The organism is Ensifer sp. EB106-05-01-XG146 (assembly GCF_058791875.1).
Window position 1 is genome coordinate 3,165,524 of sequence record NZ_JBYTDX010000001.1, and the last position, 24,320, is coordinate 3,189,843.

A 24,320-nucleotide genomic window follows, 5' to 3' on the forward strand; every position below is an offset into this window, starting at 1 on the left:
TAGCCCCTTCGGTGGCGATCAGGGATCGCCATTCCCGAGCAATACCCCTTGTCCGTGAAGGAACATGCCATGCCTGCCTATCGCTCACGTACCACCACCCACGGCCGCAACATGGCCGGTGCCCGCGGCCTCTGGCGCGCGACGGGCATGAAGGACAGCGATTTTGGCAAGCCGATTATTGCGGTGGTGAACTCGTTCACCCAGTTCGTGCCCGGCCACGTGCACCTTAAGGATCTTGGCCAGCTCGTCGCCCGCGAGATCGAGGCTGCTGGCGGCGTCGCCAAGGAATTCAATACCATCGCCGTCGACGACGGCATCGCCATGGGTCACGACGGCATGCTCTATTCGTTGCCGTCGCGCGAAATCATCGCCGATAGCGTCGAGTACATGGTCAACGCCCACTGCGCCGACGCCATGGTATGCATCTCCAACTGCGACAAGATCACGCCCGGCATGCTGATGGCGGCGCTGCGTCTCAACATCCCCGCCGTCTTCGTTTCCGGCGGCCCGATGGAGGCCGGCAAGGTCGTGCTGCACGGCAAGACGCATGCACTCGACCTGGTCGACGCCATGGTCGCCGCAGCCGACGACAACGTCTCGGACGAGGACGTCAAGGTCATCGAACGCTCGGCCTGCCCGACCTGCGGCTCTTGCTCCGGCATGTTCACCGCCAACTCGATGAACTGTCTGACCGAAGCGCTCGGCCTGTCGCTGCCCGGCAACGGCTCGACGCTCGCCACCCACGCCGACCGCAAGCGCCTCTTCGTCGAGGCCGGCCACCTGGTCGTCGATCTCGCCCGCCGCTATTACGAGCAGGAAGACGAGAACGTGCTGCCGCGCAAGGTCGCCTCGAAGAAGGCGTTTGAAAACGCCATGGCGCTCGATATCGCCATGGGCGGCTCGACCAACACCGTGCTGCACATTCTCGCCGCGGCCCACGAGGGCGAGGTCGATTTCACCATGGCGGACATCGACCGCCTGTCGCGCAAGGTTCCCTGCCTGTCGAAAGTCGCTCCGGCGAAAAGCGACGTGCACATGGAAGACGTGCACCGTGCCGGCGGCATCATGTCGATCCTCGGCGAACTCGAGAAGGGCGGCCTCATCAACCGCGATTGCCCGACGGTCCACAGCGCCACGCTCGGCGACGCCATCGACCGCTGGGACATCACCCGCACGACCAGCGAAACCGTTCGCAACTTCTTCCGCGCGGCACCGGGCGGCATCCCGACCCAGGTGGCCTTCAGCCAGGAAGCGCGCTGGGACGAGCTCGACACCGACCGCGAAAAGGGCGTCATCCGCTCGGTCGAACATCCCTTCTCCAAGGATGGCGGCCTCGCCGTCTTGAAGGGCAACATCGCGATCGACGGCTGCATCGTGAAGACCGCGGGCGTCGACGAGAGCATCCTGAAGTTCTCCGGCCCGGCCCGCGTCTTCGAAAGCCAGGATGCGTCGGTCAAGGCGATCCTCGGCAACGAGATCAAGGCTGGCGACGTCGTCGTCATCCGCTATGAAGGCCCCAAGGGCGGCCCGGGCATGCAGGAAATGCTCTATCCGACGAGCTACCTGAAATCGAAGGGCCTCGGCAAAGCCTGCGCGCTGATCACCGACGGCCGCTTCTCCGGCGGCACTTCGGGCCTGTCGATCGGCCACGTTTCGCCGGAAGCGGCCAATGGCGGCACAATCGGCCTGGTGCGCGAAGGCGACATGATCGACATCGACATCCCGAACCGCACGATCAGCCTGCGCGTCGACGAGGCGGAACTTAGCCGTCGCCGCACTGAGCAGGACGCCCAGGGCTGGAAGCCGACCGAACAGCGCAAGCGCAAGGTGACGACGGCGCTCAAGGCCTATGCCGCCTTTGCCACCTCCGCCGACCGCGGTGCTGTGCGCGACCTCGGCGAACACTGACCAGCTACGTTCGGGCAGGGCCCGAGCGGCGCAAGAAACAGCGAAGGGCTCCCGCGCGTCGGGGGCCCTTTTCTTTGATCTCATCCTAGGGATCCGCCCGGCTTTGCCGGACAGGAAGCATCTGCTATTTTAGTTTACCCTAAAATCAAACAGGTGGGTCATGGCGGACGAGTCTGGATTGCTCGGCACCTGGAAGATGCTTTCCTGGACGCGCGAGGTCGTCGCCACTGGCGAGGTCACCGATGCCATGGGCCCTGATCCTATCGGCTATCTCTCGTACTTTCCCGATGGCCGGATGACCGCCGTTGTGGTGAAACGCGATCGACCGCAGCTCAAAGGACTCGTGCCGTCTCACGACGAAAAGGCGGCACTGTTTGATTCCATGCTCGCCTATTCCGGCTCCTATTCGCTCAAGGACGGCCGGATCATCCATCATGTCGAGGCAAGCTGGAACCCGGCCTGGGGCGTCTCCGACCTGATCCGCCCCTTTGTCCTGCAAGGGGATAAGCTGGTGATCTACGGCGCGCCGGGCGTGGACCCGGCAACCGGCGAGGAGGTCATCTACCACCTCGAATTTCGCAAGATGTAACCAGCTTAGCTGTGGGCTCTAGAGGTGACGGGTCTCGGCTGGCGCGTGGAACCAGTTGTTGTTGCGCCCGTCCATGTACTGCACCGGTGCTTCGGCCAGCACCGCCGGATCGAGGTCGTCGAGGCAGGCGAGGTTGACGGAGTAATAGGCGCCGCCAATCTCCTCGATATAGCCGTGGCCGAAGGCGGCAACGCCGCAGGTCCTGCAGAAGCGGTGATGCACGCTGTCGCTGCCGAACTGGTAGTCGGCGATATTGGCTTCGTCGCACTGCAGCCGGAAGGCGTCGGGCTTCACGACCGCCCCCCAGTAGCGCCGCTTCCAGCAAATCGAACAGTTGCATTTGCCGGTGCCGGCATCGAGGTCGATGTCGGCCTCATAGCGGATGTTTCCGCAATGGCAGCTTCCATTATAGGTCAGTTTCATACCCGTCGCTCCTGCGTGGCGGGCCAGGCAGGCCCCCTATTGCCGCCCACCCGGCAGGCGATATGCTGCCAGGTGAAACTCATGCAGTCCATATGCCATATTGACAACATATTGTCAAATAGGAGCGAGATCTCGCACGCGTCAGAGATGACGGAATTCGGCAGGCGTTTCATCCCAGCGGTCGTTCCGGCCATCCAGATATTGCACCGACACCTTAGCCAGGACCGTCGGATCGACATCGTCCAGCGTTGCGACATTGATGCTGCAATAGGCGCCGCCGAGTTCCTCGACATAACCATGGCTATAGGAGGCGATGCCGCAGGCAGGGCAGAAGCGGTGGTTGCCAACCTTGGCGCCAAACTGATAGAGCCCAACCTGATCTTCCGGTGACAGGAGGCGAAAATCCTCCGGCTGGACCTGTGCACCCCAGTAGCGGGCCTTGCCACAGAACGAGCAATTGCATCGCGTCGTCCCCGCATCGAGATCGAAAGTCGCTTCGTATCTGACCTTGCCGCAATGGCAACCGCCGCTGTAAGTCCTTCTCGCCATGCTCTCATCCCCCTTGCTAAATTGACTTGCTGAAACGACCGAATCATGACAACATGATGTCATACAAACATTCACACGACGGTGGTGCTGTCAACATGAAAGATCCCGATCGGACACCCGTCGGAGACGCCTTTGCGGAGTTCGCCATATCGGTACTGCGGCTAGCGGGCCCGCTGACGCAGGCCGGCGACGCACTCGCCAAACCTTCCGGACAGACGAGCGCCCGCTGGCAGGTGCTGGCCGCGGCAAACCATGCGCCGATGTCAGTTGCCGATGCGGCACGCGCGCTCGGCCTTGCGCGCCAGGGGGTGCAGCGCATCGCCGATCTCTTGGAGGCCGAAGGGCTGATCGCCTACAGGGACAACCCGACCCACCAGAGGGCAAAGCTCATGGTTCTGACTGCGGCGGGAGAAACGGCACTGCACGACATCAAGGAGCGGCAGGCGGCCTGGGCGGACGGCCTGGGCGGCGCACTCGGCGAACGACGGCTGCGGCAGGCCTCTGCCTTGATCGCCGAGGTGATCGAGGTGCTCAAGGAGCGCCCCGCGCCAGAGCCGTCCGAGGACTGACCGGCCGCCCGTCAAGCCAGCCTTAAGAGATCGGCACGCAGGCGGTCCGAACCGCCGTCATCGAGCACCGGATCGAGCGCCTCATGCAGGTTCCGCCAGATCGGCACGGCGCGCGCCAGCAGCGCCTGCCCTTCGGTCGTCAGCCGCAATCGCCGCGACCGCCGGTCGTCGGCATCCGGGAAGCTTTCGACCAGGCCGCGCCGTTCCAGCGGCTTCAACGCCGCGGTCAAGGTCGTCCGGTCCATGGCGAGAAGCGACGCCACCGAGCCCATATTGGGCGGCGCCGGGCGGTTGAGCGACATCAGGAGAGAGAACTGTCCGTTGGTGATATCGAGCGGGCGCAGCGCCTCGTCGAACCGGCGGGCAATGGCGCGCGCGGCGCGTTGCACATGCAGGCAGAGGCAGGTGTCCTTCACATGCAGGGTAGTGTCGAACGAAACAAGCGGCATTTTTGACATGCCCGATTAATGTTGATATCAACGTAAATAGTCAAGTGCAACGTTGGAAAACGTTGGAAGGAGGAACGGGCATGAGACAGGATCACGCAGTGGTATCGCCTGGAGAGTGGCTGAAAGCGCGCAAAGATCTGCTTGCGCTGGAAAAGGAACACACCCACGCACGCGACAAGGTCAATGCCGCTCGGCTGGCCTTGCCCTGGGTGAAGATGGAAAAGACCTACGTCTTCGATACGCCGGCGGGCCGCAAATCCCTGTCCGAGCTTTTCGACGGCCGCAGCCAGCTCATGGTCTACCATTTCATGTTCGGCCCCACCTGGGAGGCCGGTTGCCCCGGCTGCTCCTTCCTGGTCGATCATTTCGCCGGCATGCTGCCGCACCTCAACCATCACGACGTGACGCTGGTCGCCGCATCGAACGCGCCGCTCGCAAAGATCGAAACCTACAAGAAACGCATGGAGTGGGATTTCCCCTGGGTCTCGGCGGAAGGCAACGGCTTCAACCATGACTTCCACGTGGCCTTTTCGCCAGACGAGCTCGCAAGCGGCAAGGTCGGGTACAACTTCACCGACATAGAAAGCGCCAATGCGCATGAGGAACTGCCCGGTCTCAGCGCCTTCCAGAAGGGCGAGGACGGCACGATCTACCACACCTATTCGTCCTATGCTCGCGGGCTCGAGGAACTCGTGGGCACACTGATGCTGCTCGACCGCACACCCAAGGGGCGCAACGAGGACGGGACCATGAGCTTCGTTCGCCGCCACGACGAATATGATCGGGAGCCCGGACGCAAGGCGGGCTGAATTCCGCATCCCGGCGGACGGAACTTTTCGCCCGCAAAATCGTTTTGAGAACGCTCGCGTGCCGGGCCGAACGTCTGCGCCCGGTCAAGAAGGAAATCCCGTGAGAGCAGAACCGGAAGAAGCGCACCGCTGGCTCGAGCAATTGCTGGGCGACTGGCACGTTCGCACGGCCGGCTCCGATGGCAAGCCCGATGGCAGCGGGCCCTGGACCGAGCATGTCCGGTCACTCGAAGGCCTCTGGATCGTCTGCGAGGGTCAGGGAACGATGCCGGGCGGCAGCTTCGGCCAGACGCTGATGACGCTCGGCTTCAATCCGCAGACGAAACGTTACGTCGGCACCTGGGTCGGTTCGATGATGACCCACATATGGATCTATGACGGAGAACTGGACGCGGACGGCACGTCCCTCTCCCTCTACTGCGAAGGGCCAGATTTCGAAAAACCCGGCAGGACCATGCGCTACCGCGACGTCATCACGCTTGCCGGGCCATCCCGTCGGCTGCTGACGGCGCAGGCGCAAACAGCGGACGGAAACTGGAAAGACTTGATGACGGCGGAATACCTACGTCGGGATTGAAAGCCGCGCTGACGACGGCCTTGGCTGTTCGGCCATGCATCATGTCAGGCTGACCCGACGACAGTTCATTCGAACAGGCAAACAAGTGGCGCCAGATACGCCGCGCCAGAGCAAAACCGGAGGAAGGCAATGGCAGATCACGGCAAATTCGTTTGGTACGAACTGATGACCACCGACATGGCGGCCGCCGAGACGTTCTACAAGGACGTGGTCGGCTGGGCCGCCAGCGATGCCGGCATGGCCGGTATCAGCTACACGCTGTTCAACGTCGGCGAGATTCCGGTGGCGGGATTGATGACCATGCCGGAAGGCGCGCTCGAAATGAACGTGCCGCCCGCCTGGCTCGGCTATGTCGGCGTCGACGATGTCGATGTGAGCGCCGCCAGCATCGCCGCCAAGGGCGGCAAGGTGCACCGGGCGCCGGACGATATCCCGGGTATAGGGCGCTTCGCCGTCGTCACCGATCCGCACGGCGCGGTCTTCTCGATCTTCAAGGGTACGGGCGATCCGCCGCCGGTCACCGACCCGATGGCCCCCGGACTGATCGGCTGGCACGAGCTTGCCTCGGGCGACCTCGACACCGCCTTTCCCTTCTATTCCGAACTCTTCGGCTGGACGAAGGACCAGGGCATGGACATGGGCGAAATGGGCATCTACCAGATCTTCGCCCATGGCGGCGCCCCGATCGGCGGGATGATGACCAAGCCGAAGGAAGTGCCCGCGCCTTACTGGCTCTACTACATCAACGTACCGGCCATCGATGCCGCCATCGAACGCATCAAGGCTGGCGGCGGCAAGATCGTGCTGGAGCCGATGGAGGTCCCCGGAGGCGCCTGGATCGTTCAGGCGCTCGACCCGCAGGGCGCCCTCTTCGCACTGGTCGGGCCGAAGCGCTGAGACGACTGCATGTCTCCTTAAATCGTCCTCGACGTAAGGGAACAGACTTGCAGAAAATCAAAGTGTTACAGCGACCTTAGCCCGTCTGATAAGACGCGCGACGCTTTAGGCCGCAGCACAGATCACGTTGCCGTGAAGAGTTGCTGAAGTAAAATGACGACCAACCAAGTCCAGGCCCGCTTTCGGCAAGAAGGCGGGCCGGATTTATTGCGATCATGGACCGGAAAGCGAATACGGGGGCCGCAAAGCTGGGGTCTGCCGTGCGCCGGGCGCATCCCTCGGTTGCGGATTAGCCCCTAGTATTTCAGGGTATTTCAAGCTTATTTAACATCTTATACGATAGCAGGGGCGGCAAGCACACTGATTTCGGATGGGTTTCTTGTCGGGTGGCAAGAATTTGTCGCGATTGTCGAGCAGACGGGCGGCGACATGAGTGGAGCAACTTCGCGCATATGAGCAATAAGGGCAGCACCTATGCGTCCCCTCAGATGGGCGTGGGGGAAGCGCGTACGGCCAGGGCCCTGCGACGCAAGCTCCAATGGCTGGTGGCGATCGTCGTTGCCTGCACGGGCATTCTTGCGACCGAAATCATCGCCGCATCCTATAGCGACTTTGTCGTCGCGCGCCGCAACCTGACGGAAGTCATGGCCTTTTGCCGCGTCCTCGACGCCGCAAACTACCTCTCGGCCGAACGTGGCCCGTCCAACGGTGTGCTCGGCCTTGGCGTAGCGCCCGGCTCGACTGTCCAGGCGCGGCTGGCGGAGTTTCGTGCCCGCAGCGACGCGGCATTGGCTCAGATCACCGCCGACATCGACAATGCCAGCCGCTCCGAACCGGCCGGCGCGCTTTCGCCCATCCTAGTCGAGGTCCATCGTCGGCTGATGCTTGCGCGTGCGGAAGTCGATCGCATTGCGGCCCTTCCGCCGGAACGGCGGAACCTTGCCGAAATCGAAGCGACGATCGAGGCCATGTTCGGCGTGATCGATGCGCTTCGCCCCGCGATCGACTGGAACATTCAGCGCCTGACCAACACCGACCCGAACCTTGCGGGCATTGCCCTTGCAGCCCAGATGCTCGCCAATCTGCGCGAGGACGGCGGTCGCCTCGGCTCGCACGTCATGGCGCCCGTTGCCGTCGGCAAGCCGCTCGCGATCAAGAATCTGGCCGACAGCGAGCGCACGCGCGGCAGGCTGCAGGAGGTCTGGGCGATCGTCGGCAAGCCGGGCGCGCTTCCAGGCCTGGATCCGTCGAAGATCGGCGATCTCGCCAAGATCGACCGCGAGTTCTTTGCCGAAGGTTTTGCGATCATCGACAACATCGTCGCCGTCGGTAAACGCTCGGGCGACTACCCGATGACCGCCGAACAGCTCACCGACCTTTTCGTCCCGAAGATGAAACCGCTCGAAGATCTGCGTCGCGCCTTCATGGATTCGACCGTCGAGCGCCTGTCCGCCAACAAGACCCGCGCGTCGATCAAGCTCGCCGTGGCGAGCCTTGCGACCTTCTCGCTCTTCCTGATGTTGCTGATCTTGATGCGGCGCGCCCGATCGCTGGTGTTCGAACCGCTGCTTCTTGCGCGCCACAGCATCATCGAGCTTGCCAATGATCGCCCGATCGCGCGCCTTCAGGGCAAGGGCGGAGAAGGCGAAATGGGGCGCCTGTTCGATGCGATCGACATCCTGCGCCAGCGCCTCGACGAGCGCACGCTGCTGATGCAGCATCTCGAACGCCAGGCGGAAACCGACGAACTGACCGGCCTGCTCAACCGCCGCGCGCTGGAGCTGATCGGCGGCGCGGAAGACACGGACGGCAAGGATCAGGACGCCTGTCTGATCCTGATGGACATCGACCATTTCAAGCAGATCAACGATACCCACGGCCATCTGATCGGCGACATCGTGCTTCAGGAAACCGCCCGCATCATCCGCAATTCCGTGCGCAATTCCGATCTCGTCGCCCGCTTCGGCGGTGAGGAGTTTGCCGTGATCACGCCCGGCGACAGCATCGAGTCCGCCCTTGCCCTTGCCGAAAGGATCAGGGTCAACCTCGCGCACGAACCGATCGTCCTTGCCGACGGACGGAAGCTGAACGTCACCGCCAGCTTCGGCGTGGCCGAAGGCCGCAGCGCGAACGGTGGCTGGAAGCACCTGATCGAACTTGCCGATAACGAGCTCTATCGCGCCAAGTCCGAGGGCCGCAATCGCGTCTGCGGCCAGCCGGCCGAAGCGACGCACCAGCCGTTCAAGGCGATGAAATCCGCGCGCGCTTAGCCAGGAAATCAAGTACCACCCGCACGCGCGCCGGCAGGGCTCCACCCTGCCCGTGGAACACCGCATGGAATGCCTCGATGTCGCCCGGGTTCAAGTGCTCGGCGACCGCCGTCAGCCGACCGCAACGGATATCCTCCTTGACCGTAAACGTGGGCAGTCGCGCCAGCCCGACACCGGCGAGCGTAAGCTGGCGCAAACCCTCGCCGTCGCTCACGCGGACCTGCTCCGTCGGCGCCAGCGTGAAAGGCTCCCCGTTCGACAGGAGCGGCCAGCCATCGATCGAACGCGCATAGCTATGGCTCAGCCTGTTCATCGCTTCGAGGTCGCCGACACTCTCGGGCATGCCGAACCGTTGAAGATAGGACGGCGCGCCCACGATCGTCATCGACGTGCTGCCGAGCTTGCGGGCGATCAGGCTCGAAGACTTCAGAGGACCGGCGCGCACGGCGATGTCGGCCCGCTCCGCCATCAGATCGACCACGGCGTCGGTCTGCAGGATATCGAGCGAGACCGACGGAAAGGCCGAGAGAAACTCCGGCAGCACCGGCATCAGCACATGCACCGCATAGGAAGCGCTGACGTTTAGCCGCACGCGGCCCTCGGGCGTTTCGCCTGAACCCGCCTCGCGCTCCGCCTCGTCGATATCGGCAAGGATGCGCACCGCCCGCTCATAGAAGGCACAGCCTTCCGCCGTCAGCTGCAGCCGCCGCGTCGAGCGGTTGATGAGCCGGACGCCGAGCCTTTCCTCCAGCCTCTGCACGAGCTTGCTGACGGCCGAGGGTGTCATGCAGCAGACCTTTGCCGCGGCCGAGAAGCCGCCGAGCTCCACCGCCTTGGCGAAAACCGCCATCTCCCCCGAACGGTTGATAGACAAGCGCGACATGTGACTTCAACTCACAAATGATGTTCTTTCATCCGGTCTACATCGCAAATGGCCGCGATACCACCTTCTCCTGGTGGGCGAGCGGACTTCCGCTCTCGCAAAGACAAAACCAACGAGGAGTTTGACGACATGGAATACAGACGGCTTGGATCATCGGGACTGAAAGTGCCTGCCTTGAGCTTCGGCGCCGGCACCTTCGGCGGCAAGGGGCCGCTCTTCAGCGCCTGGGGCAACAGCGACGCCGCGGAAGCCCGGCGGCTGATCGACATCTCGCTCGAAGCCGGCGTCAATCTCTTCGATACCGCAGACGTTTACTCCGACGGTGCGTCCGAGAGCGTGCTCGGCGCGGCCATCAAGGGCCGGCGTGATGCCGTGCTTCTCTCCACCAAGATGGCATTGCCGATGGGCGACGGACCGAACGACGCCGGCACGTCGCGCACGCGTCTCGTCAAGGGCGTCGACGATGCCTTGAAGCGGCTCGGCACCGACTACATCGACCTTTTGCAACTGCACGCCTTCGACGCGGGAACGCCGGTCGAGGAGGTGCTTTCGACACTCGACAGTCTGGTTGCCGCCGGCAAGCTGCGCTACGTCGGTGCCTCGAACTTTGCCGGCTGGCAATTGATGAAATCGCTGGCTGTCTCGGAGAAGCACGGCCTCGTGCGCCACGTCGCCCACCAGGTCTACTATTCGCTGGTTGGACGCGACTACGAATGGGAACTGATGCCGCTTGGCGCCGACCAAGGCGTCGGCGCTCTGGTCTGGAGCCCGCTCGGCTGGGGGCGTCTCACCGGCAAGATCCGCCGCGGCAAGCCGTGGCCCGAAGGCAGCCGCCTGCACGACACTGCGGCCTTCGGCCCACCGGTCGATGATGAGAAGCTCTACGATGTCGTCGACGTGCTCGACCAGCTCGCGGAGGAAACCGGCAAGACGATCCCGCAGATCGCCATCAACTGGCTGCTGCAGCGCCCGACGGTCTCGAGCGTCATCATCGGCGCCCGCAACGAGGAGCAGCTTCGCCAGAACCTCGGCGCCGTCGGCTGGTCGTTGTCAGCGGACCAGATCGCCCGACTCGACGCGGCGAGCCGAACGACGCCGGCCTACCCCTACTTCCCCTACTACCGCCAGGAGGGTTTTGCCCGCATCAATCCGCCGATCGTCTGACCGAGGATGGCCAATGTTTCGCACGCCCGTCCGGGCGTGCGAAGGCGTTGCGCCGCCCTGATTTTCTGCGGGCGCTTTCGCGCTTGCATTCTCGATTTGCATTGCACAAACTTCGTGGCGATGGGGGGCGTCAGACCCGCCACGAAGGGGATCAAATCCGGCATGTCGATCAAGGCCAGTATCTATCACCTGACCCACTATATCTATGACCGTCCCGTAAGCCTCTCGCCGCAGATCATCCGGCTGAAGCCCGCTGCCCATTCCAAGACCAAGGTCATCAGCCACTCGCTGAAGGTTTCGCCCGGCAACCATTTCGTCAACCTGCAGCAGGACCCCTACGGCAACTACCTCGCCCGTTTCGTCTTTCCCGATCCGGTGAGCGAGCTGAAAATCGAAGTCGATCTCGTCGCCGACATGACCGTCTACAACCCCTTTGACTTTTTCGTCGAGGAAGAGGCCGAGCATTGGCCCTTCCCCTACCCCGAGGATCTCAGCGACGATCTCCGGATCTATATGACGCCGGAGCCGCTCGGCCCGGCGCTCTCCGCCTTCATGGCAACGGTCGACCGTTCCCGCCAGCGCACCATCGACATGGTCGTCGGGCTCAACGCACGCCTGCAGAAGGAAATCGGCTATGTGATCCGCATGGAGCCGGGCGTGCAGGACCCGGAGCAGACGCTGACATCGGCAAGAGGATCCTGCCGCGATTCCAGCTGGCTGCTCGTACAGATCCTGCGCAATCTCGGCTTCGCCGCCCGCTTCGTCTCCGGCTATCTCATTCAGCTGACGCCGGATCTGAAAGCCCTCGACGGCCCCTCCGGCACCGACCACGACTTCACCGACCTGCATGCCTGGGCCGAAGTCTACCTGCCCGGCGCCGGCTGGGTCGGGCTCGACCCGACCTCGGGCCTGCTGACCGGCGAGAGCCACATTCCGCTTGCCGCAACGCCCCATTACCGCAACGCCGCGCCGATCTCCGGAGAATTTTTCGGCGATCCCGAGACCCGCACCGACTTCGCTTTCGACATGAAGGTGAGGCGCGTCGCCGAGCACCCGCGCATCACCAAACCCTTCTCCGACGAAAGCTGGGATGCGCTGAATGCACTCGGCGGGAAGGTTGACCGGGAGCTTGAGGAAAACGACATCCGCCTGACGATGGGCGGCGAGCCCACCTTCGTTTCGATCGACGACTTCGAGTCCGAGGAATGGAACACGGAGGCCGTCGGACCAACCAAGCGCGAGAAGGCCGACACACTGATCCGCCGGCTGCGCGAACGCTTCGCCCCCGGTGGCTTCCTGCATTATGGCCAGGGCAAATGGTATCCGGGCGAAACCCTGCCGCGCTGGACCTTCTCCCTCTACTGGCGCAAGGACGGCGTGCCGATCTGGCGCCGGCCGGACCTGATCGCCGAGGAGACCGGCCGCCACGACGTGACGGTAGCGGATGCCGAACGCCTGCTGCATCTGGTCGCAGGCGAATTGAGCGTGCCGACCGAAATGGTCGTGCCGGCCTTCGAAGACCCGGCCGACTGGCTGCTGAAGGAGGCAAACCTCCCCGACAACGTCGATCCTGCCAACTCCAAGCTGAAGGATCCCGAGGAGCGCAGCCGCATGGCCCGCGTGTTCGAGCGCGGCCTGACGGCGCCGACCGGCTATGTTCTGCCGGTGCAAGCCTGGAACACGCGCGCCACCGGCGTGAAGTGGATGAGCGAGAAATGGCAGACGCGCCGTGGCCGCATCTTCCTCGTTCCCGGCGACAGCGCCGTCGGCTATCGCCTTCCGCTCGGCGCCCTACCCTATGTCGCGCCCTCCGCTTACCCCTATATCCATCCGGTCGATCCGACGGTCCCGCGCGACGATTTGCCGGACTTCAGCGAAAGCAGCGCCCGCACGCAGCATGCACGCTTCCAGGCCTCGGAAGTTCCGGAAACACCGCTCCCGGCGCCGCGCGACGAGATCGCCGGACTGGTGCGCACCGCCATCAGCGTCGAGCCGCGCGACGGCCGGCTCTGCGTCTTCATGCCGCCGACGACAAGCGTCGAGGAGTATCTCGATCTGATCGCGTCTGCGGAGCGCGCTGCCGCTGCGATCGGCCTGCCCGTGCACATCGAAGGCTATGCACCGCCGCAGGACGAGCGCATCAACGTCATCCGCGTTGCGCCGGACCCGGGCGTCATCGAGGTCAACATTCATCCGGCCGCCCATTGGCAGGACTGCGTCGATATCACCACGGCGATCTACGAGGAGGCGCGCCAGAGCCGGCTCGGTGCCGACAAGTTCATGATCGACGGCCGTCACACCGGCACCGGCGGCGGCAATCACGTGGTCGTCGGCGGCGCCAATCCGAATGACAGCCCGTTCCTGCGCCGCCCGGATCTGCTAAAAAGCATGGTGCTGCACTGGCAGCGGCATCCCTCGCTCTCCTACCTGTTCTCCGGCCTCTTCATCGGCCCGACCTCGCAGGCGCCGCGTATCGACGAGACCCGGCACGACCAGCTCTATGAACTCGAAATCGCCCTGGCGCAGGTGCCGATGCCGGGCTCTGCAACGCCGCCGCCCCTGCCCTGGCTCGTCGACCGGCTGTTCCGCAACCTGCTCGTCGATGTCACCGGCAACACCCATCGGGCGGAGATCTGCATCGACAAGCTGTTTTCGCCTGACGGGCCCACCGGCCGTCTCGGCCTCGTCGAGTTCCGCGGTTTCGAGATGCCGCCGAACGCCCGCATGTCGCTTGCCCAGCAATTGCTGGTGCGCGCCCTCATCGCCCGTTTCTGGAAGCACCCGGTCGACGGTCGCTTCGTGCGCTGGGGCACCGCGCTGCACGATCGTTTCATGCTGCCGCATCACGTCTGGCAGGACTTTCTCGACGTGCTCGCCGATCTCCGGGCGCATGGCTTCGATCTGAAGCCGGAATGGTTCGAGGCTCAGCTCGAGTTCCGCTTCCCCTTCTGCGGCGAGGTCGAATACGAGGGGGCAAAGCTCGAAATCCGTCAGGCGCTCGAACCCTGGCACGTGATGGGCGAACAGGGCGCGATCGGCGGCACCGTGCGCTATGTCGACAGCTCGATCGAACGGCTGCAGGTCAAGCTCGATACCGCCAATCCCGAGCGATATACGGTCGCCTGCAACGGTCGGCCCTTGCCGCTCACACGCACTGGTTCGAATGGCACGGCGGTGGCCGGCGTCCGCTACAAGGCGTGGCAGCCGGCCTCAGGGCTACACCCGGTGCTACCGGTCAACACTCCCCTTACATTCGATATCTATGATACATGGTCGAATCGGGCGATCGGCGGTTGCATCTACCATGTCGCCCACCCGGGTGGGCGCCACTACGACACGTTTCCGGTCAACGGCAACGAGGCGGAGGCGCGACGCCTGGCGCGGTTCGAGCCTTGGGGCCATACGCCGGGAGGCTATCCGCTGCGCCCCGAAAGCCCGTCGACGGAATTCCCGATGACGCTTGATCTCAGGCGTCCACCAGGAGCGTAAATGCCGAAGAAGCAGACAGCGGCCGCAAACCATCCGGGCACCGACGACGATCCGGTCTTCGGCTACCGTGCCCTACCGGGCATTGCCGACGAAATGCTCGACCAGGACGGCAATGTCCGCCCGGTCTGGCAGCGGCTGCTCGCGACGCTTGGGCGGCTCGACGAGACCGAACTTGCCAACCGCTTCGCGCGCGCCGACCGCTATCTGCGCGACGCCGGCGTGTTCTATCGCGTCTATGGCGCCAAGGAGAGTTCCGAGCGAAGCTGGCCGCTGTCGCACATTCCGGTTCTGATCGACGAAAAGGAATGGGCGCACGTCTCGCAAGGCCTCGTGCAGCGCGCCGAACTTCTGGAAAAGGTGGTCGCCGACATCTATGGCGAGAACCGGCTGGTGCGCGAAGGGCTGCTGCCGCCGGCGCTGGTCGCCTCCAATCCGGAGTTCCTGCGCCCTCTCGTCGGCGTGAAACCGGCCGACGGCCACTTCCTGCATTTCGTCTCCTTCGAGATCGGCCGTGGACCCGACGGTAACTGGTGGGTCCTGTCCGATCGCACCGAGGCACCTTCGGGCGCCGGCTTCGCCCTGGAGAACCGGGTCGCGACCACGCGTGCCTTCTCCAATCTTTATGCCGAAAGCCACGTCCACCGGCTGGCCGGCTTCTTTGGCGAGTTCCGCGACACGCTGCAGAGCCGCCGGCTGCACCCGGACGACCGCATCGCCGTTCTTTCGCCGGGGATCGCCAACGAGACCTATTTCGAACATGCCTATATCGCCCGCTATCTGGGCTTCATGCTGCTCGAAGGCGAGGATCTGACCGTGATCGGCGGCCGGGTGATGGTGCGCACCGTCGCCGGCCTCAAGCCCATCGGCGTGCTCTGGCGTCGTCTCGACGCGGCCTTTGCCGATCCGCTCGAGCTCAATCAGTCCTCGCATATCGGCACACCGGGCATTGTCGAGGCGCTCAGAGCCGGCTCGGTCTCAATCGTGAACGCGCTCGGCACCGGCATCGTCGAAACCCGCGCCTTCCTCGCCTTCATGCCGGCGATCTGCCGCCATCTGCTGGGCGAGGAACAGAAGCTGCCCTCGATCGCCACCTGGTGGTGCGGCCAGGGCGCCGAACGCGAACAGGTCGCCGCCAACCTCGACCGCATGGTCATCGGCCCCGCCTACCAGACCCGCCCTTTCTTCGACGACAATGGCCAGTCGGTACTCGGCCGTACGCTTGATGAGAAGGCTCGAGCCTCGATCGCAGATTGGCTTAGCGCCGAGGGCGGCAAGCTCGTGGGCCAGGAGGTGGTCACGCTTTCGACCACGCCGGCCTGGGTGCGTGGCCGACTGACCCCGCGGCCGATGAGCCTGCGGGTGTTTGCGGCACGCACCCGCGACGGCTGGCAGATCATGCCAGGGGGCTTTGCCCGCATCGGCTCCGGCGACGATGTCGCCGCGATCGCGATGCAGGCGGGCGGCACCGCCGCCGATGTCTGGATCGTCAGCGACCGACCGGTCGAGCGCACGACGCTGCTTCCGGCCGAGGAAAGTTTCACCCGCAACATGCCGGGAAGCCTGCCGAGCCGGGCGGCCGACAATCTCTTCTGGCTCGGCCGCTATATCGAGCGTGCGGAAGGGGCGCTTCGCATCCTGCGCGCCTGGCATGGCCGCTTCGCCGAAACCGCCGATCCGGACCTGCCGCTCCTTAAGGATGTCGGCGACTATCTCGCAGCCCTCGACATCGATGCGCGCCAGCCTGTGCCCGACAGCCTGCTCGCCAATATCGCAAGCGCCCTCTTCAGCGCCGGCAACATCCGCGACCGGTTCTCGCCGGACGGCTGGCTGGCACTGAACGACCTGTCGCAGACGGCGCGCAAGTTCCACGCGACGGTGCAGGCCGGCGACGACGCGACCCGCGCAATCACCGTGCTCCTGCGCAAGCTCGCCGGCTTTGCCGGTCTCGTGCATGAAAACATGTACCGCTTCACCGGCTGGCGCTTTCTTTCGATCGGCCGCTATATCGAGCGCGGCCTGCACATGACCCGGCTGCTCGGCCACATGTCGGGGCCGGATGCGCCCGATGGCGCCTGTGACATGCTGCTCGAAATCGGCGATAGCGTCATGACCCATCGCCGGCGCTACAATGTCAGCACCGCCGCCTTGACCGTCACCGACCTCCTGGCGCTCGATCCCCTCAATCCGCGCTCGGTGCTTTACCAGTTGAATGAGATCAAGACCGAGGTCGAGCTCTTGCCGAACGCCTTCGTCAACGGCCAGATGTCCCCCTTCTACCGCGAGGCGATGCGGCTGCATTCGGGCCTGGCGGTGATGACACCGGAAGCCATGAACCTCGGCGTCTACAATCGGTTGGAGCGGGATCTCGAAAGCCTGTCCGATCTGCTCGCGCGCACCTATCTCGGCTAGCCATGCTTTACGACATCAGCCTGAAGATCATCTATGACTACGAAGTGCCGGTGTCCGGCGGCCGCCACCTCGTGCGCGTGCTGCCGGCGACGCTGCCCGGTCGCCAACGTCTCGTCGTCGGCTCGCTCAGCTGCCATCCCATGCCGGCCGAACGTACCGAGAGCATCGACTTCTTCGCCAACCCGTTTACGTCGATTCTCTTTCGCAACTCGCATGCAGACCTGACGATCCGCATGCAGGCGCGCGTGCAGGTGGAAGCACAGGCCCTGACCGCGGACTTCTCCCCTGACCTCACCGGCCTGCCGGCCGAGCTTGCGGCCTGCTGGTCCGTCGATGCCGACGCGCCGCATCACTTCGCCGGCCCGAGCCCACTCTTGCCCGAGGTCGCCGACATTGCCGCCTACGCGCGTGACACCATTACCGACACGATGACCGTGCGCCAGATCGCCGTTGCACTGTGTGACCGCATCCATCGCGACTTCGCCTATGACGGCGAGGCGACAACCGTGAACACGACGCCGGCAGAAGCGTTCAAGCTCAAGCGCGGCGTCTGCCAGGATTTCGCCCATGTCATGATCGTGGCGCTCAGAAGCCTCGGCATCCCTGCCGGCTATGTTAGCGGTTTCCTAAGGACGATCCCTCCGCCCGGCAAGGAGCGCCTGGAGGGGGCCGATGCCATGCACGCTTGGGTGCGCGTCTGGTGCGGCACAACCGGTGGGTGGCTCGAACTCGATCCGACCAACAATATTCCGGCTGGAACCGACCATATCGTCGTCGGCCATGGCCGCGACTACGGCGATGTCGCGCCCGTCATCGGGGTCCTGAAAAGCTACGGCAGCCAAACGACGAAACAGGCGGTCGACGTCATTCCGGTACCGTGACCCGATTTGGCACAGGCCGATTCCCGCTTCGGAACAGACAGGGTGCCGCAGAACCCCTTACAACAACCGGTTTTCCGGCAATCCATTAAAATTGCAAGGATTGCCGGAACGATATCGTAAGCCATCGCCGCTATTGATGCCCCCAAGCTTGCAACGTGTTCCTTTGGGGTGTGCAAAGATGGGAAGACGATACACGGTAGGCCGGTCCTTCGTAGCCATGCTCAAGGACCGGGGTGGCAATTTTGGCATCATGGCAGCACTCGCGGCGCCATTGGTGTTGGCAGCCGGCGGCGTCGCCGTCGATCTGGCCACCATGATCACGACGAAAAACCAGATGCAGGATGCAGCCGACGCGGCAGCACTTGCGGCTGCGTCCGCACTGGTTGCAAACAAGGATACGCTGGCGACCGAGAAGGCCAAGGAAATCGCCTTGAACTTCCTGAAGGCGCAGTCGGGCGCAAGCTCGACCGATCTGCCCGGTGGAGCCGGCGGCAGCGACCCGGGCACCAGCAGCGCTTCCGCGGGCGGCGTGACCGACCCGACGGAGACCCAGGTTCAGCCGACGGTCGACATCGTCATGACGACTGTCGGCAAGAGCGACAAGGCCTTCAAGGTCACGATCGTCAACAAGCAGACAATTCAGCTCAACCCCATGACGCGGTTGCTCGGACAGAAGTCCGTCAATCTGGAAACGGTAGCCGTTGCCGAGAGCGCGACGGAAACCAAGAACGCCATGTCGATGTATCTCGTGCTCGACCGCTCGGGCTCGATGGCCTTCGTGACGAATGTGAAGGACGAGAAGCGCACCAAGTGCAAGAACTGGACGGCGGAGAACTGGGGCAAGAGCATCTCTGAGACCAGCCCTTGCATGATCGACAAGATCACGACCTTGAAATCCGCGGTTGAGACGCTGCTGAAGCCACTCACCGAGATGGACCCCGACAACAAGTATGTCCGTGTCGGCGCTGTTTCCTATAGCAGCTCCATCTTCCCGGAAGAGAAACTGGCCTGGGGCACGACGAAGGCCAGTACCTACGTCAAGAACCTGGAGGCGAACGGCGGCACGGATTCGAGCGGCGCCTTCGCCAAGGCCGTCACGGATCTGAAGCTCAAGGGCGAAAACGACGCGCACACGGCATCCAACGGCCTGACGCCGAAAAAGTACATAGTCTTCATGACCGATGGGGCGAACACACATTTCGAAGGAAAGGCGTTGACCATCCCGGCGGCGCCAAAGCCGGAACCGGAACTCGACAAATACAAAGCCCAGGATTCCAAATCCGACACGGCAACGCTCAAGGCGTGCCAGGATGCCAAGGACGCCGGCATTCGCGTCTTCACCATCGCCTTCATGGCGCCGATCCAGGGAAAATCGGTGCTCAGCCGATGCGCCAGCAGCACAGCCGACTACAAGTCGCCGGAAGATGCCGCAGCTCTGGTCAAGGTTTTCGGTGAAATCGGCGCCACCACCTCGGGCAAGATGGCACGCCTGACAAGGTAAGACAGACCACATCGCTGACGATGCCGCCCGGCCCCGCTGGGCGGCATTTTGCGTTTCGGCGGGATACGTTCTCCACCGTCTGAGACAAGTCTAATCCATTTAAAAACATCTGTTGCAAGCGCTTCGGATCGATGCATAAATTGGCTTTATCCCCGGTCGGGTCCGGCCTGCGATCTCCCAACGCAAAAGGGTAAAGACAGTTTCATGATGAACAGGCTCTCCACCAACGACGTGCCGCAGCCCGCCCCAAGGTCGTCTGAACCTAGCCAGCTCGCCGTCGAAATCCTCGAACGTCTGAAGTACCGCATCGGCAAGGACCCGAAGGTCGCCAAGCCCCATGACTGGCTGACGGCGGCGATCCTGGTTGCGCGTGACCGCATCACCGACAAGTGGATGGACTCCACCCGCAAGACCTACGCAACCGGCGCCAAGCGCGTTTATTATCTCTCGCTCGAATTCCTCATCGGCCGGCTGATGCGCGATGCGATGACCAATATCGGCCTGATGGACGAGATGCGCGACGCACTCGCCTCCCTCGGCGTCGATATCGATGTCGTCGCCCAGCTCGAGCCGGATGCGGCCCTCGGCAATGGCGGTCTCGGACGGCTGGCTGCCTGTTTCATGGAATCGATGGCGACCGTCGACGTACCCGCCTATGGCTACGGCATCCGCTACATGCATGGCCTCTTCCGCCAGCAGATGGCCGATGGCTGGCAGGTGGAACTACCCGAAACCTGGCTTGCCCACGGCAACCCCTGGGAATTCGAACGCCGCGAAAGCTCCTACGAAATCGGCTTCGGCGGCGTGGTCGAAACCGCCAATGTCGACGAGGAAATCCAGCGTTTCGTGTGGAAACCGGCCGAGCGCGTCATCGCCACCGCCTTCGACACGCCCGCCGTCGGCTGGCGGGCAAAACGCGTCAACACGCTGCGCTTGTGGACCGCGCAGCCGATTGACCCGATCCTGCTGGCCGCCTTCAACGCCGGCGACCACATCGGCGCCCTTCGCGAAAGCAACAAGGCGGAAAGCCTGACGCGTGTTCTCTATCCGGCCGACGCGACGCCAGCGGGCCAGGAGCTGCGCCTACGCCAGGAATACTTCTTCTCCTCGGCCTCGCTGCAGGACATCCTGCGCCGTCACCTGCAGCAATACCCGGATTTCAACTCGCTGCCGGACGCCGTCGCCATCCAGCTCAATGACACCCATCCAGCCATTTCCATTGCCGAACTGGTGCGGCTCTTGACCGACCTGCACGGCCTCGATTTCGAGCAGGCCTGGGACATCACCCGCCGCACGATCTCCTACACCAACCACACGCTTCTGCCCGAAGCGCTCGAAAGCTGGCCGGTACCGCTGATCGAGCGCCTGCTGCCGCGCCACATGCAGATCGTCTATGCGATCAACGCCAAGATCCTGATCGAGGCCCGCCGCCAGAAGGGCGCCACGGACGACGAAATCCGCAACATCTCGCTGATCGACGAAAGCGGCGAACGACGCGTGCGCATGGGCAATCTCGCCTTTGTCGGCTCGCACTCGATCAACGGCGTTTCGGCACTGCACACCGAGCTGATGAAGGAAACGGTGTTTGCCGACCTGCACAAGCTCTACCCGGACCGCATCAACAACAAGACCAACGGCATTACGCCGCGCCGCTGGCTGATGCAGTGCAATCCCGGTCTCTTCGGACTGATCCGCGACGCGATCGGCGACGAGTTCATGGACAATACCGAGGCGCTGCAGGCGCTCGACGTCTTCGCCGACAAGGCGGACTTCCAGGAACATTTCGCCGCGGTCAAACGCGCCAACAAGGTGCGCCTCGCGCAGCTCGTGCAGAGCCGCCTCGGCATCCGGCTCGATCCGTCGGCGATGTTCGACATCCAGATCAAGCGCATCCACGAGTACAAGCGCCAGCTCCTCAACATCATCGAGGCCGTGGCGCTCTACGACCAGATCCGCTCCCATCCGGAGCTCGACTGGGTGCCGCGCGTCAAGCTCTTTGCCGGCAAGGCGGCGCCGAGCTATCACAATGCCAAGCTGATCATCAAACTGGCCAACGACGTCGCCCGTGTCGTCAACAACGATCCGGCGGTGCGCGGCCTCCTGAAGATCGTCTTCGTGCCGAACTACAACGTCTCGCTCGCCGAGATCATGGTTCCGGCTGCCGACCTTTCCGAGCAGATCTCGACGGCCGGCATGGAAGCATCGGGCACCGGCAACATGAAGTTCGCGCTGAACGGCGCCTTGACGATCGGTACGCTCGACGGCGCCAATGTCGAGATGCGCGACTGGATCGGCGAGGAAAACATCAAGATCTTCGGCATGACCGCCGAAGAGGTGACCAGGGCACGAGCCGAAGGTCACAATCCGCGCGCCATCATCGAAGGCTCGCGCGAGCTGTCGCAGGCGCTGCAGGCGATTGCGTCCGGCGTGTTCTCGCCCGATGACCGCAATCGCTTCGCAAGCCTCGTCGAAGGGCTCTACAATCACGACTGGTTCATGGTCGCTGCCGATTTTGAAGCCTACGCCAAGGCGCAGCGCGAGCTCGACCAGCTCTGGACGACGCCGTCCGACTGGCACGCGCAGGCAATCCGCAACACCGCACGGATGGGCTGGTTCTCGTCCGATCGCACCATCCGGCAATATGCCGGGGAAATCTGGAGAGCTGGATGACGCCCTCGGCCGGCAAGGACCCGGAACCCGCAGCTTCAGGTCTGCTGTCAGCCCCGGATATCGCGGCCATCCTCAAGGGCACGCATGACGACCCCTTTGCGGTTCTTGGCGTGCACCCCGTCGGCAAGACCGTCCTTGCCCGCTGCTTCGTCCCCGATGCCGAGACGGTGACGGTCGAAACGCTCTCGGGCAAGGACCTGGGGGCGATCGAACGGCGCGACGATGCCGGCTTCTTCGAAGGCCCGGTGGCGCTGAAGAAGCCACAGCCCGTCCGCTACCGCGCCCGCAATCAGGGCGGCGAATGGGTGGTCGTCGATCCCTACAGCTTCGGTCCGGTTCTCGGACCGATGGACGATTATTACATTCGCGAAGGCTCGCATCTCAGGCTCTTCGACAAGATGGGGGCGCACCCGATCGAGCATGACGGTGCCAGCGGCTACCATTTCGCCGTCTGGGCACCGAATGCGAAGCGTGTTTCGGTCGTCGGCCAGTTCAACGACTGGGACGGCCGTCGCCACGTCATGCGGCTGCGCACCGACACCGGCATCTGGGAAATCTTCATTCCCGGCGTCGATGCGGGCCTTGTCTACAAGTACGAGATCCTCGACCGCAACGGCACGCGTCTGCCGCTCAAGGCCGATCCCTTTGCCCGGCGCTCCGAACTACGCCCGAACACGGCCTCGATGACCACGCCGGAAATCGCGCAGACCTGGGACGACGAGGCACACCGCAAGCATTGGGCCTCGGCCGACGCAAGACGGCAACCGATCTCGATCTACGAAGTGCACGCCGGTTCCTGGCAGCGCCGCGACAATGGCGAGATGCTCTCCTGGGACGAGCTTGCCGACCGGCTGATCCCCTACTGCGTCGACATGGGCTTTACTCATATCGAGTTTCTGCCGATCTCGGAGTTTCCTTTCGACCCCTCCTGGGGCTACCAGACAACCGGTCTTTATGCGCCGACCGCCCGTTTCGGCGAGCCCGAAGGTTTTGCCCGCTTCGTCAACGGCTGCCACAAGGTCGGCATCGGCGTCATCCTCGACTGGGTGCCGGCACATTTTCCGACCGACGAGCACGGCCTGCGCTGGTTCGACGGCACCGCACTCTACGAACACGAGGATCCGCGCCAAGGCTTCCACCCCGACTGGAACACGGCGATCTACAATTTCGGCCGCCAGGAAGTGCTGTCGTTCCTCGTCAACAATGCGCTCTACTGGGCGGAAAAATTCCATGTCGACGGCCTGCGCGTCGATGCGGTCGCCTCGATGCTCTACCTCGACTACTCGCGCAAGCACGGCGAGTGGGTGCCGAACGAATATGGCGGCAACGAGAACCTCGAGGCCGTCCGTTTCCTGCAGACGCTGAACACGGAAATATACGGCTCTCACAAGGGTATCCTGACGATTGCCGAGGAATCGACCTCCTGGCCGAAGGTCTCCCATCCGGTCCATGCGGGGGGTCTCGGGTTCGGCTTTAAGTGGAACATGGGCTTCATGCACGACACGCTGCAATATCTGTCGCGCGAGCCGGTGCACCGCAAGTTCCACCACAACGACCTGACATTCGGCCTGCTTTATGCCTTCAACGAGAACTTCGTGCTGCCGCTGTCCCATGACGAGGTCGTGCACGGCAAGGGCTCGCTGATCGCCAAGATGGCCGGCGACGACTGGCAGAAGTTCGCCAATCTCCGGGCCTACTATGCCTTCATGTGGGGCTATCCCGGCAAGAAGCTCTTGTTCATGGGTCAGGAGTTCGCGCAATGGCGCGAATGGTCCGAGGATCGAGCGCTCGACTGGAACCTGCTCGAATACCATCTGCACGAGGGCATGCGACGGCTGGTGCGTGACTTGAACGGCACCTACCGCGCCAAGCCGGCGCTGCATGCGCGCGATTGCGAAGGCGAAGGTTTCGAATGGCTGCTGGCCGACGACCGCGACAACTCGGTCTTTGCCTGGCTGCGCAAGGCGCCCGGCGAAAAACTGGTCGCCGTCATCACCAATTTCACCCCCGTCTACCGGGAAAGCTACGCCATCCCGCTGCCGGTCAAGGGTCGCTGGAAGGAGATCCTCAACAGCGACGCGGAAATCTATGGAGGAAGCGGCAAGGGCAATGGCGGCGCGGTTTTTGCCGAGAAGAACAGCACGGGAGCGATCATGGCCAACATCACCCTGCCGCCGCTCGCGACACTGATTCTGGAACAGGAGTAATTTATCCGACCCGCCAGCCGAAGGCGGCGGAAGACTGCAAATATCGAGGGCCGCAAGGCGTCGCAGAAGGCCGCCG

At 63.6% G+C, this 24,320-nt stretch carries 18 protein-coding genes; 14 read left to right on the forward strand and 4 right to left on the reverse strand.

Annotated features, from left to right (window positions below):
* The first annotated feature begins 69 nt into the window (after positions 1-69).
* Positions 70-1,908, forward strand: a complete 1,839-nt coding sequence (gene ilvD, locus AC3WVQ_RS15800; RefSeq protein WP_034786822.1) for a dihydroxy-acid dehydratase — start codon at positions 70-72, stop codon at positions 1,906-1,908.
* Positions 1,909-2,068: 160 nt separating this feature from the next.
* Positions 2,069-2,497, forward strand: coding sequence for a lipocalin-like domain-containing protein (locus AC3WVQ_RS15805; RefSeq protein ID WP_034786824.1), 429 nt, complete (start codon positions 2,069-2,071; stop codon positions 2,495-2,497).
* A gap of 18 nt (positions 2,498-2,515) precedes the next feature.
* On the opposite strand, the gene AC3WVQ_RS15810 is transcribed toward AC3WVQ_RS15805, so the two are convergent.
* Both AC3WVQ_RS15810 and AC3WVQ_RS15815 read right to left on the reverse strand, forming a co-directional pair.
* Positions 2,516-2,920: a GFA family protein gene (locus tag AC3WVQ_RS15810; protein ID WP_090297897.1), complete on the reverse strand. Its 405-nt coding sequence runs from the start codon at positions 2,918-2,920 to the stop codon at positions 2,516-2,518.
* A 141-nt stretch (positions 2,921-3,061) separates the two neighbouring features.
* Complete coding sequence (locus AC3WVQ_RS15815; RefSeq protein WP_034786827.1) at positions 3,062-3,469, reverse strand: GFA family protein; 408 nt, start codon at positions 3,467-3,469, stop codon at positions 3,062-3,064.
* 95 nt (positions 3,470-3,564) lie between these two features.
* Between AC3WVQ_RS15815 and AC3WVQ_RS15820 the strand changes: the two genes are divergently transcribed.
* Positions 3,565-4,038, forward strand: coding sequence for a MarR family winged helix-turn-helix transcriptional regulator (locus AC3WVQ_RS15820; protein WP_090298080.1), 474 nt, complete (start codon positions 3,565-3,567; stop codon positions 4,036-4,038).
* 11 nt (positions 4,039-4,049) lie between these two features.
* Here the strand turns inward: AC3WVQ_RS15820 and AC3WVQ_RS15825 are convergent, their stop codons facing one another.
* Positions 4,050-4,496 (reverse strand): MarR family winged helix-turn-helix transcriptional regulator, encoded by a 447-nt coding sequence (locus AC3WVQ_RS15825; RefSeq protein ID WP_060517600.1) that lies wholly within the window; start codon positions 4,494-4,496, stop codon positions 4,050-4,052.
* Positions 4,497-4,567: 71 nt separating this feature from the next.
* Here AC3WVQ_RS15825 and AC3WVQ_RS15830 point away from each other — a divergent pair, with 71 nt between their 5' ends.
* The 4 genes from AC3WVQ_RS15830 to AC3WVQ_RS15845 all read left to right on the forward strand — a co-directional run bounded on the left by AC3WVQ_RS15830 (position 4,568) and on the right by AC3WVQ_RS15845 (position 9,040).
* Entirely contained in the window at positions 4,568-5,296 is a 729-nt protein-coding gene (locus tag AC3WVQ_RS15830; RefSeq protein WP_110819348.1) for a DUF899 domain-containing protein, read from the forward strand.
* Positions 5,297-5,396: 100 nt separating this feature from the next.
* Positions 5,397-5,873: a DUF1579 domain-containing protein gene (locus tag AC3WVQ_RS15835; RefSeq protein ID WP_090297903.1), complete on the forward strand. Its 477-nt coding sequence runs from the start codon at positions 5,397-5,399 to the stop codon at positions 5,871-5,873.
* A gap of 129 nt (positions 5,874-6,002) precedes the next feature.
* Positions 6,003-6,770, forward strand: coding sequence for a VOC family protein (locus AC3WVQ_RS15840; protein WP_034786835.1), 768 nt, complete (start codon positions 6,003-6,005; stop codon positions 6,768-6,770).
* A 452-nt stretch (positions 6,771-7,222) separates the two neighbouring features.
* Positions 7,223-9,040 carry a GGDEF domain-containing protein gene (locus tag AC3WVQ_RS15845; RefSeq protein WP_110819347.1) on the forward strand — a complete coding sequence of 606 codons (1,818 nt, stop codon included), beginning with the start codon at positions 7,223-7,225 and terminating at the stop codon, positions 9,038-9,040.
* On the opposite strand, the gene AC3WVQ_RS15850 is transcribed toward AC3WVQ_RS15845, so the two are convergent.
* Positions 9,012-9,923 (reverse strand): LysR family transcriptional regulator, encoded by a 912-nt coding sequence (locus tag AC3WVQ_RS15850; protein WP_034786836.1) that lies wholly within the window; start codon positions 9,921-9,923, stop codon positions 9,012-9,014. The two genes, AC3WVQ_RS15845 and AC3WVQ_RS15850, sit on opposite strands and share 29 nt — an antisense overlap.
* Before the next feature lie 129 nt (positions 9,924-10,052).
* Here AC3WVQ_RS15850 and AC3WVQ_RS15855 point away from each other — a divergent pair, with 129 nt between their 5' ends.
* The 7 genes from AC3WVQ_RS15855 to glgB all read left to right on the forward strand — a co-directional run bounded on the left by AC3WVQ_RS15855 (position 10,053) and on the right by glgB (position 24,244).
* Complete coding sequence (locus AC3WVQ_RS15855) at positions 10,053-11,087, forward strand: aldo/keto reductase (RefSeq protein WP_034786838.1); 1,035 nt, start codon at positions 10,053-10,055, stop codon at positions 11,085-11,087.
* Positions 11,088-11,249: 162 nt separating this feature from the next.
* On the forward strand, positions 11,250-14,576 hold the full coding sequence (locus AC3WVQ_RS15860; protein WP_492382865.1) for a transglutaminase family protein: 3,327 nt from the start codon (positions 11,250-11,252) through the stop codon (positions 14,574-14,576).
* Positions 14,577-16,985 (forward strand): circularly permuted type 2 ATP-grasp protein, encoded by a 2,409-nt coding sequence (locus AC3WVQ_RS15865; protein ID WP_492382866.1) that lies wholly within the window; start codon positions 14,577-14,579, stop codon positions 16,983-16,985.
* Positions 16,986-16,987: 2 nt separating this feature from the next.
* Entirely contained in the window at positions 16,988-17,866 is an 879-nt protein-coding gene (locus AC3WVQ_RS15870; RefSeq protein ID WP_034786844.1) for a transglutaminase family protein, read from the forward strand.
* Positions 17,867-18,044: 178 nt separating this feature from the next.
* Positions 18,045-19,367: a vWA domain-containing protein gene (locus tag AC3WVQ_RS15875; RefSeq protein WP_090297915.1), complete on the forward strand. Its 1,323-nt coding sequence runs from the start codon at positions 18,045-18,047 to the stop codon at positions 19,365-19,367.
* A 207-nt stretch (positions 19,368-19,574) separates the two neighbouring features.
* Entirely contained in the window at positions 19,575-22,037 is a 2,463-nt protein-coding gene (locus AC3WVQ_RS15880) for a glycogen/starch/alpha-glucan phosphorylase (protein ID WP_034787265.1), read from the forward strand.
* Positions 22,034-24,244, forward strand: a complete 2,211-nt coding sequence (gene glgB / locus AC3WVQ_RS15885) for a 1,4-alpha-glucan branching protein GlgB (protein WP_090297918.1) — start codon at positions 22,034-22,036, stop codon at positions 24,242-24,244. The genes AC3WVQ_RS15880 and glgB overlap by 4 nt, the downstream gene beginning before the upstream one ends.
* Positions 24,245-24,320 lie beyond the last annotated feature (76 nt).

Coding starts and splice junctions, on each gene's coding strand:
- AC3WVQ_RS15825 (WP_060517600.1), bottom strand. CDS start 4,496: ATGTCAAAAATGCCGCTTGTTTCGTTCGACACTACCCTGCATGTGAAG.
- AC3WVQ_RS15810 (WP_090297897.1), bottom strand. CDS start 2,920: ATGAAACTGACCTATAATGGAAGCTGCCATTGCGGAAACATCCGCTAT.
- AC3WVQ_RS15860 (WP_492382865.1), top strand. CDS start 11,250: ATGTCGATCAAGGCCAGTATCTATCACCTGACCCACTATATCTATGAC.
- AC3WVQ_RS15820 (WP_090298080.1), top strand. CDS start 3,565: ATGAAAGATCCCGATCGGACACCCGTCGGAGACGCCTTTGCGGAGTTC.
- AC3WVQ_RS15805 (WP_034786824.1), top strand. CDS start 2,069: ATGGCGGACGAGTCTGGATTGCTCGGCACCTGGAAGATGCTTTCCTGG.
- glgB (WP_090297918.1), top strand. CDS start 22,034: ATGACGCCCTCGGCCGGCAAGGACCCGGAACCCGCAGCTTCAGGTCTG.
- AC3WVQ_RS15815 (WP_034786827.1), bottom strand. CDS start 3,469: ATGGCGAGAAGGACTTACAGCGGCGGTTGCCATTGCGGCAAGGTCAGA.
- ilvD (WP_034786822.1), top strand. CDS start 70: ATGCCTGCCTATCGCTCACGTACCACCACCCACGGCCGCAACATGGCC.
- AC3WVQ_RS15840 (WP_034786835.1), top strand. CDS start 6,003: ATGGCAGATCACGGCAAATTCGTTTGGTACGAACTGATGACCACCGAC.
- AC3WVQ_RS15875 (WP_090297915.1), top strand. CDS start 18,045: ATGGGAAGACGATACACGGTAGGCCGGTCCTTCGTAGCCATGCTCAAG.
- AC3WVQ_RS15870 (WP_034786844.1), top strand. CDS start 16,988: ATGCTTTACGACATCAGCCTGAAGATCATCTATGACTACGAAGTGCCG.
- AC3WVQ_RS15850 (WP_034786836.1), bottom strand. CDS start 9,923: ATGTCGCGCTTGTCTATCAACCGTTCGGGGGAGATGGCGGTTTTCGCC.
- AC3WVQ_RS15845 (WP_110819347.1), top strand. CDS start 7,223: ATGAGCAATAAGGGCAGCACCTATGCGTCCCCTCAGATGGGCGTGGGG.
- AC3WVQ_RS15855 (WP_034786838.1), top strand. CDS start 10,053: ATGGAATACAGACGGCTTGGATCATCGGGACTGAAAGTGCCTGCCTTG.
- AC3WVQ_RS15830 (WP_110819348.1), top strand. CDS start 4,568: ATGAGACAGGATCACGCAGTGGTATCGCCTGGAGAGTGGCTGAAAGCG.
- AC3WVQ_RS15865 (WP_492382866.1), top strand. CDS start 14,577: ATGCCGAAGAAGCAGACAGCGGCCGCAAACCATCCGGGCACCGACGAC.
- AC3WVQ_RS15880 (WP_034787265.1), top strand. CDS start 19,575: ATGAACAGGCTCTCCACCAACGACGTGCCGCAGCCCGCCCCAAGGTCG.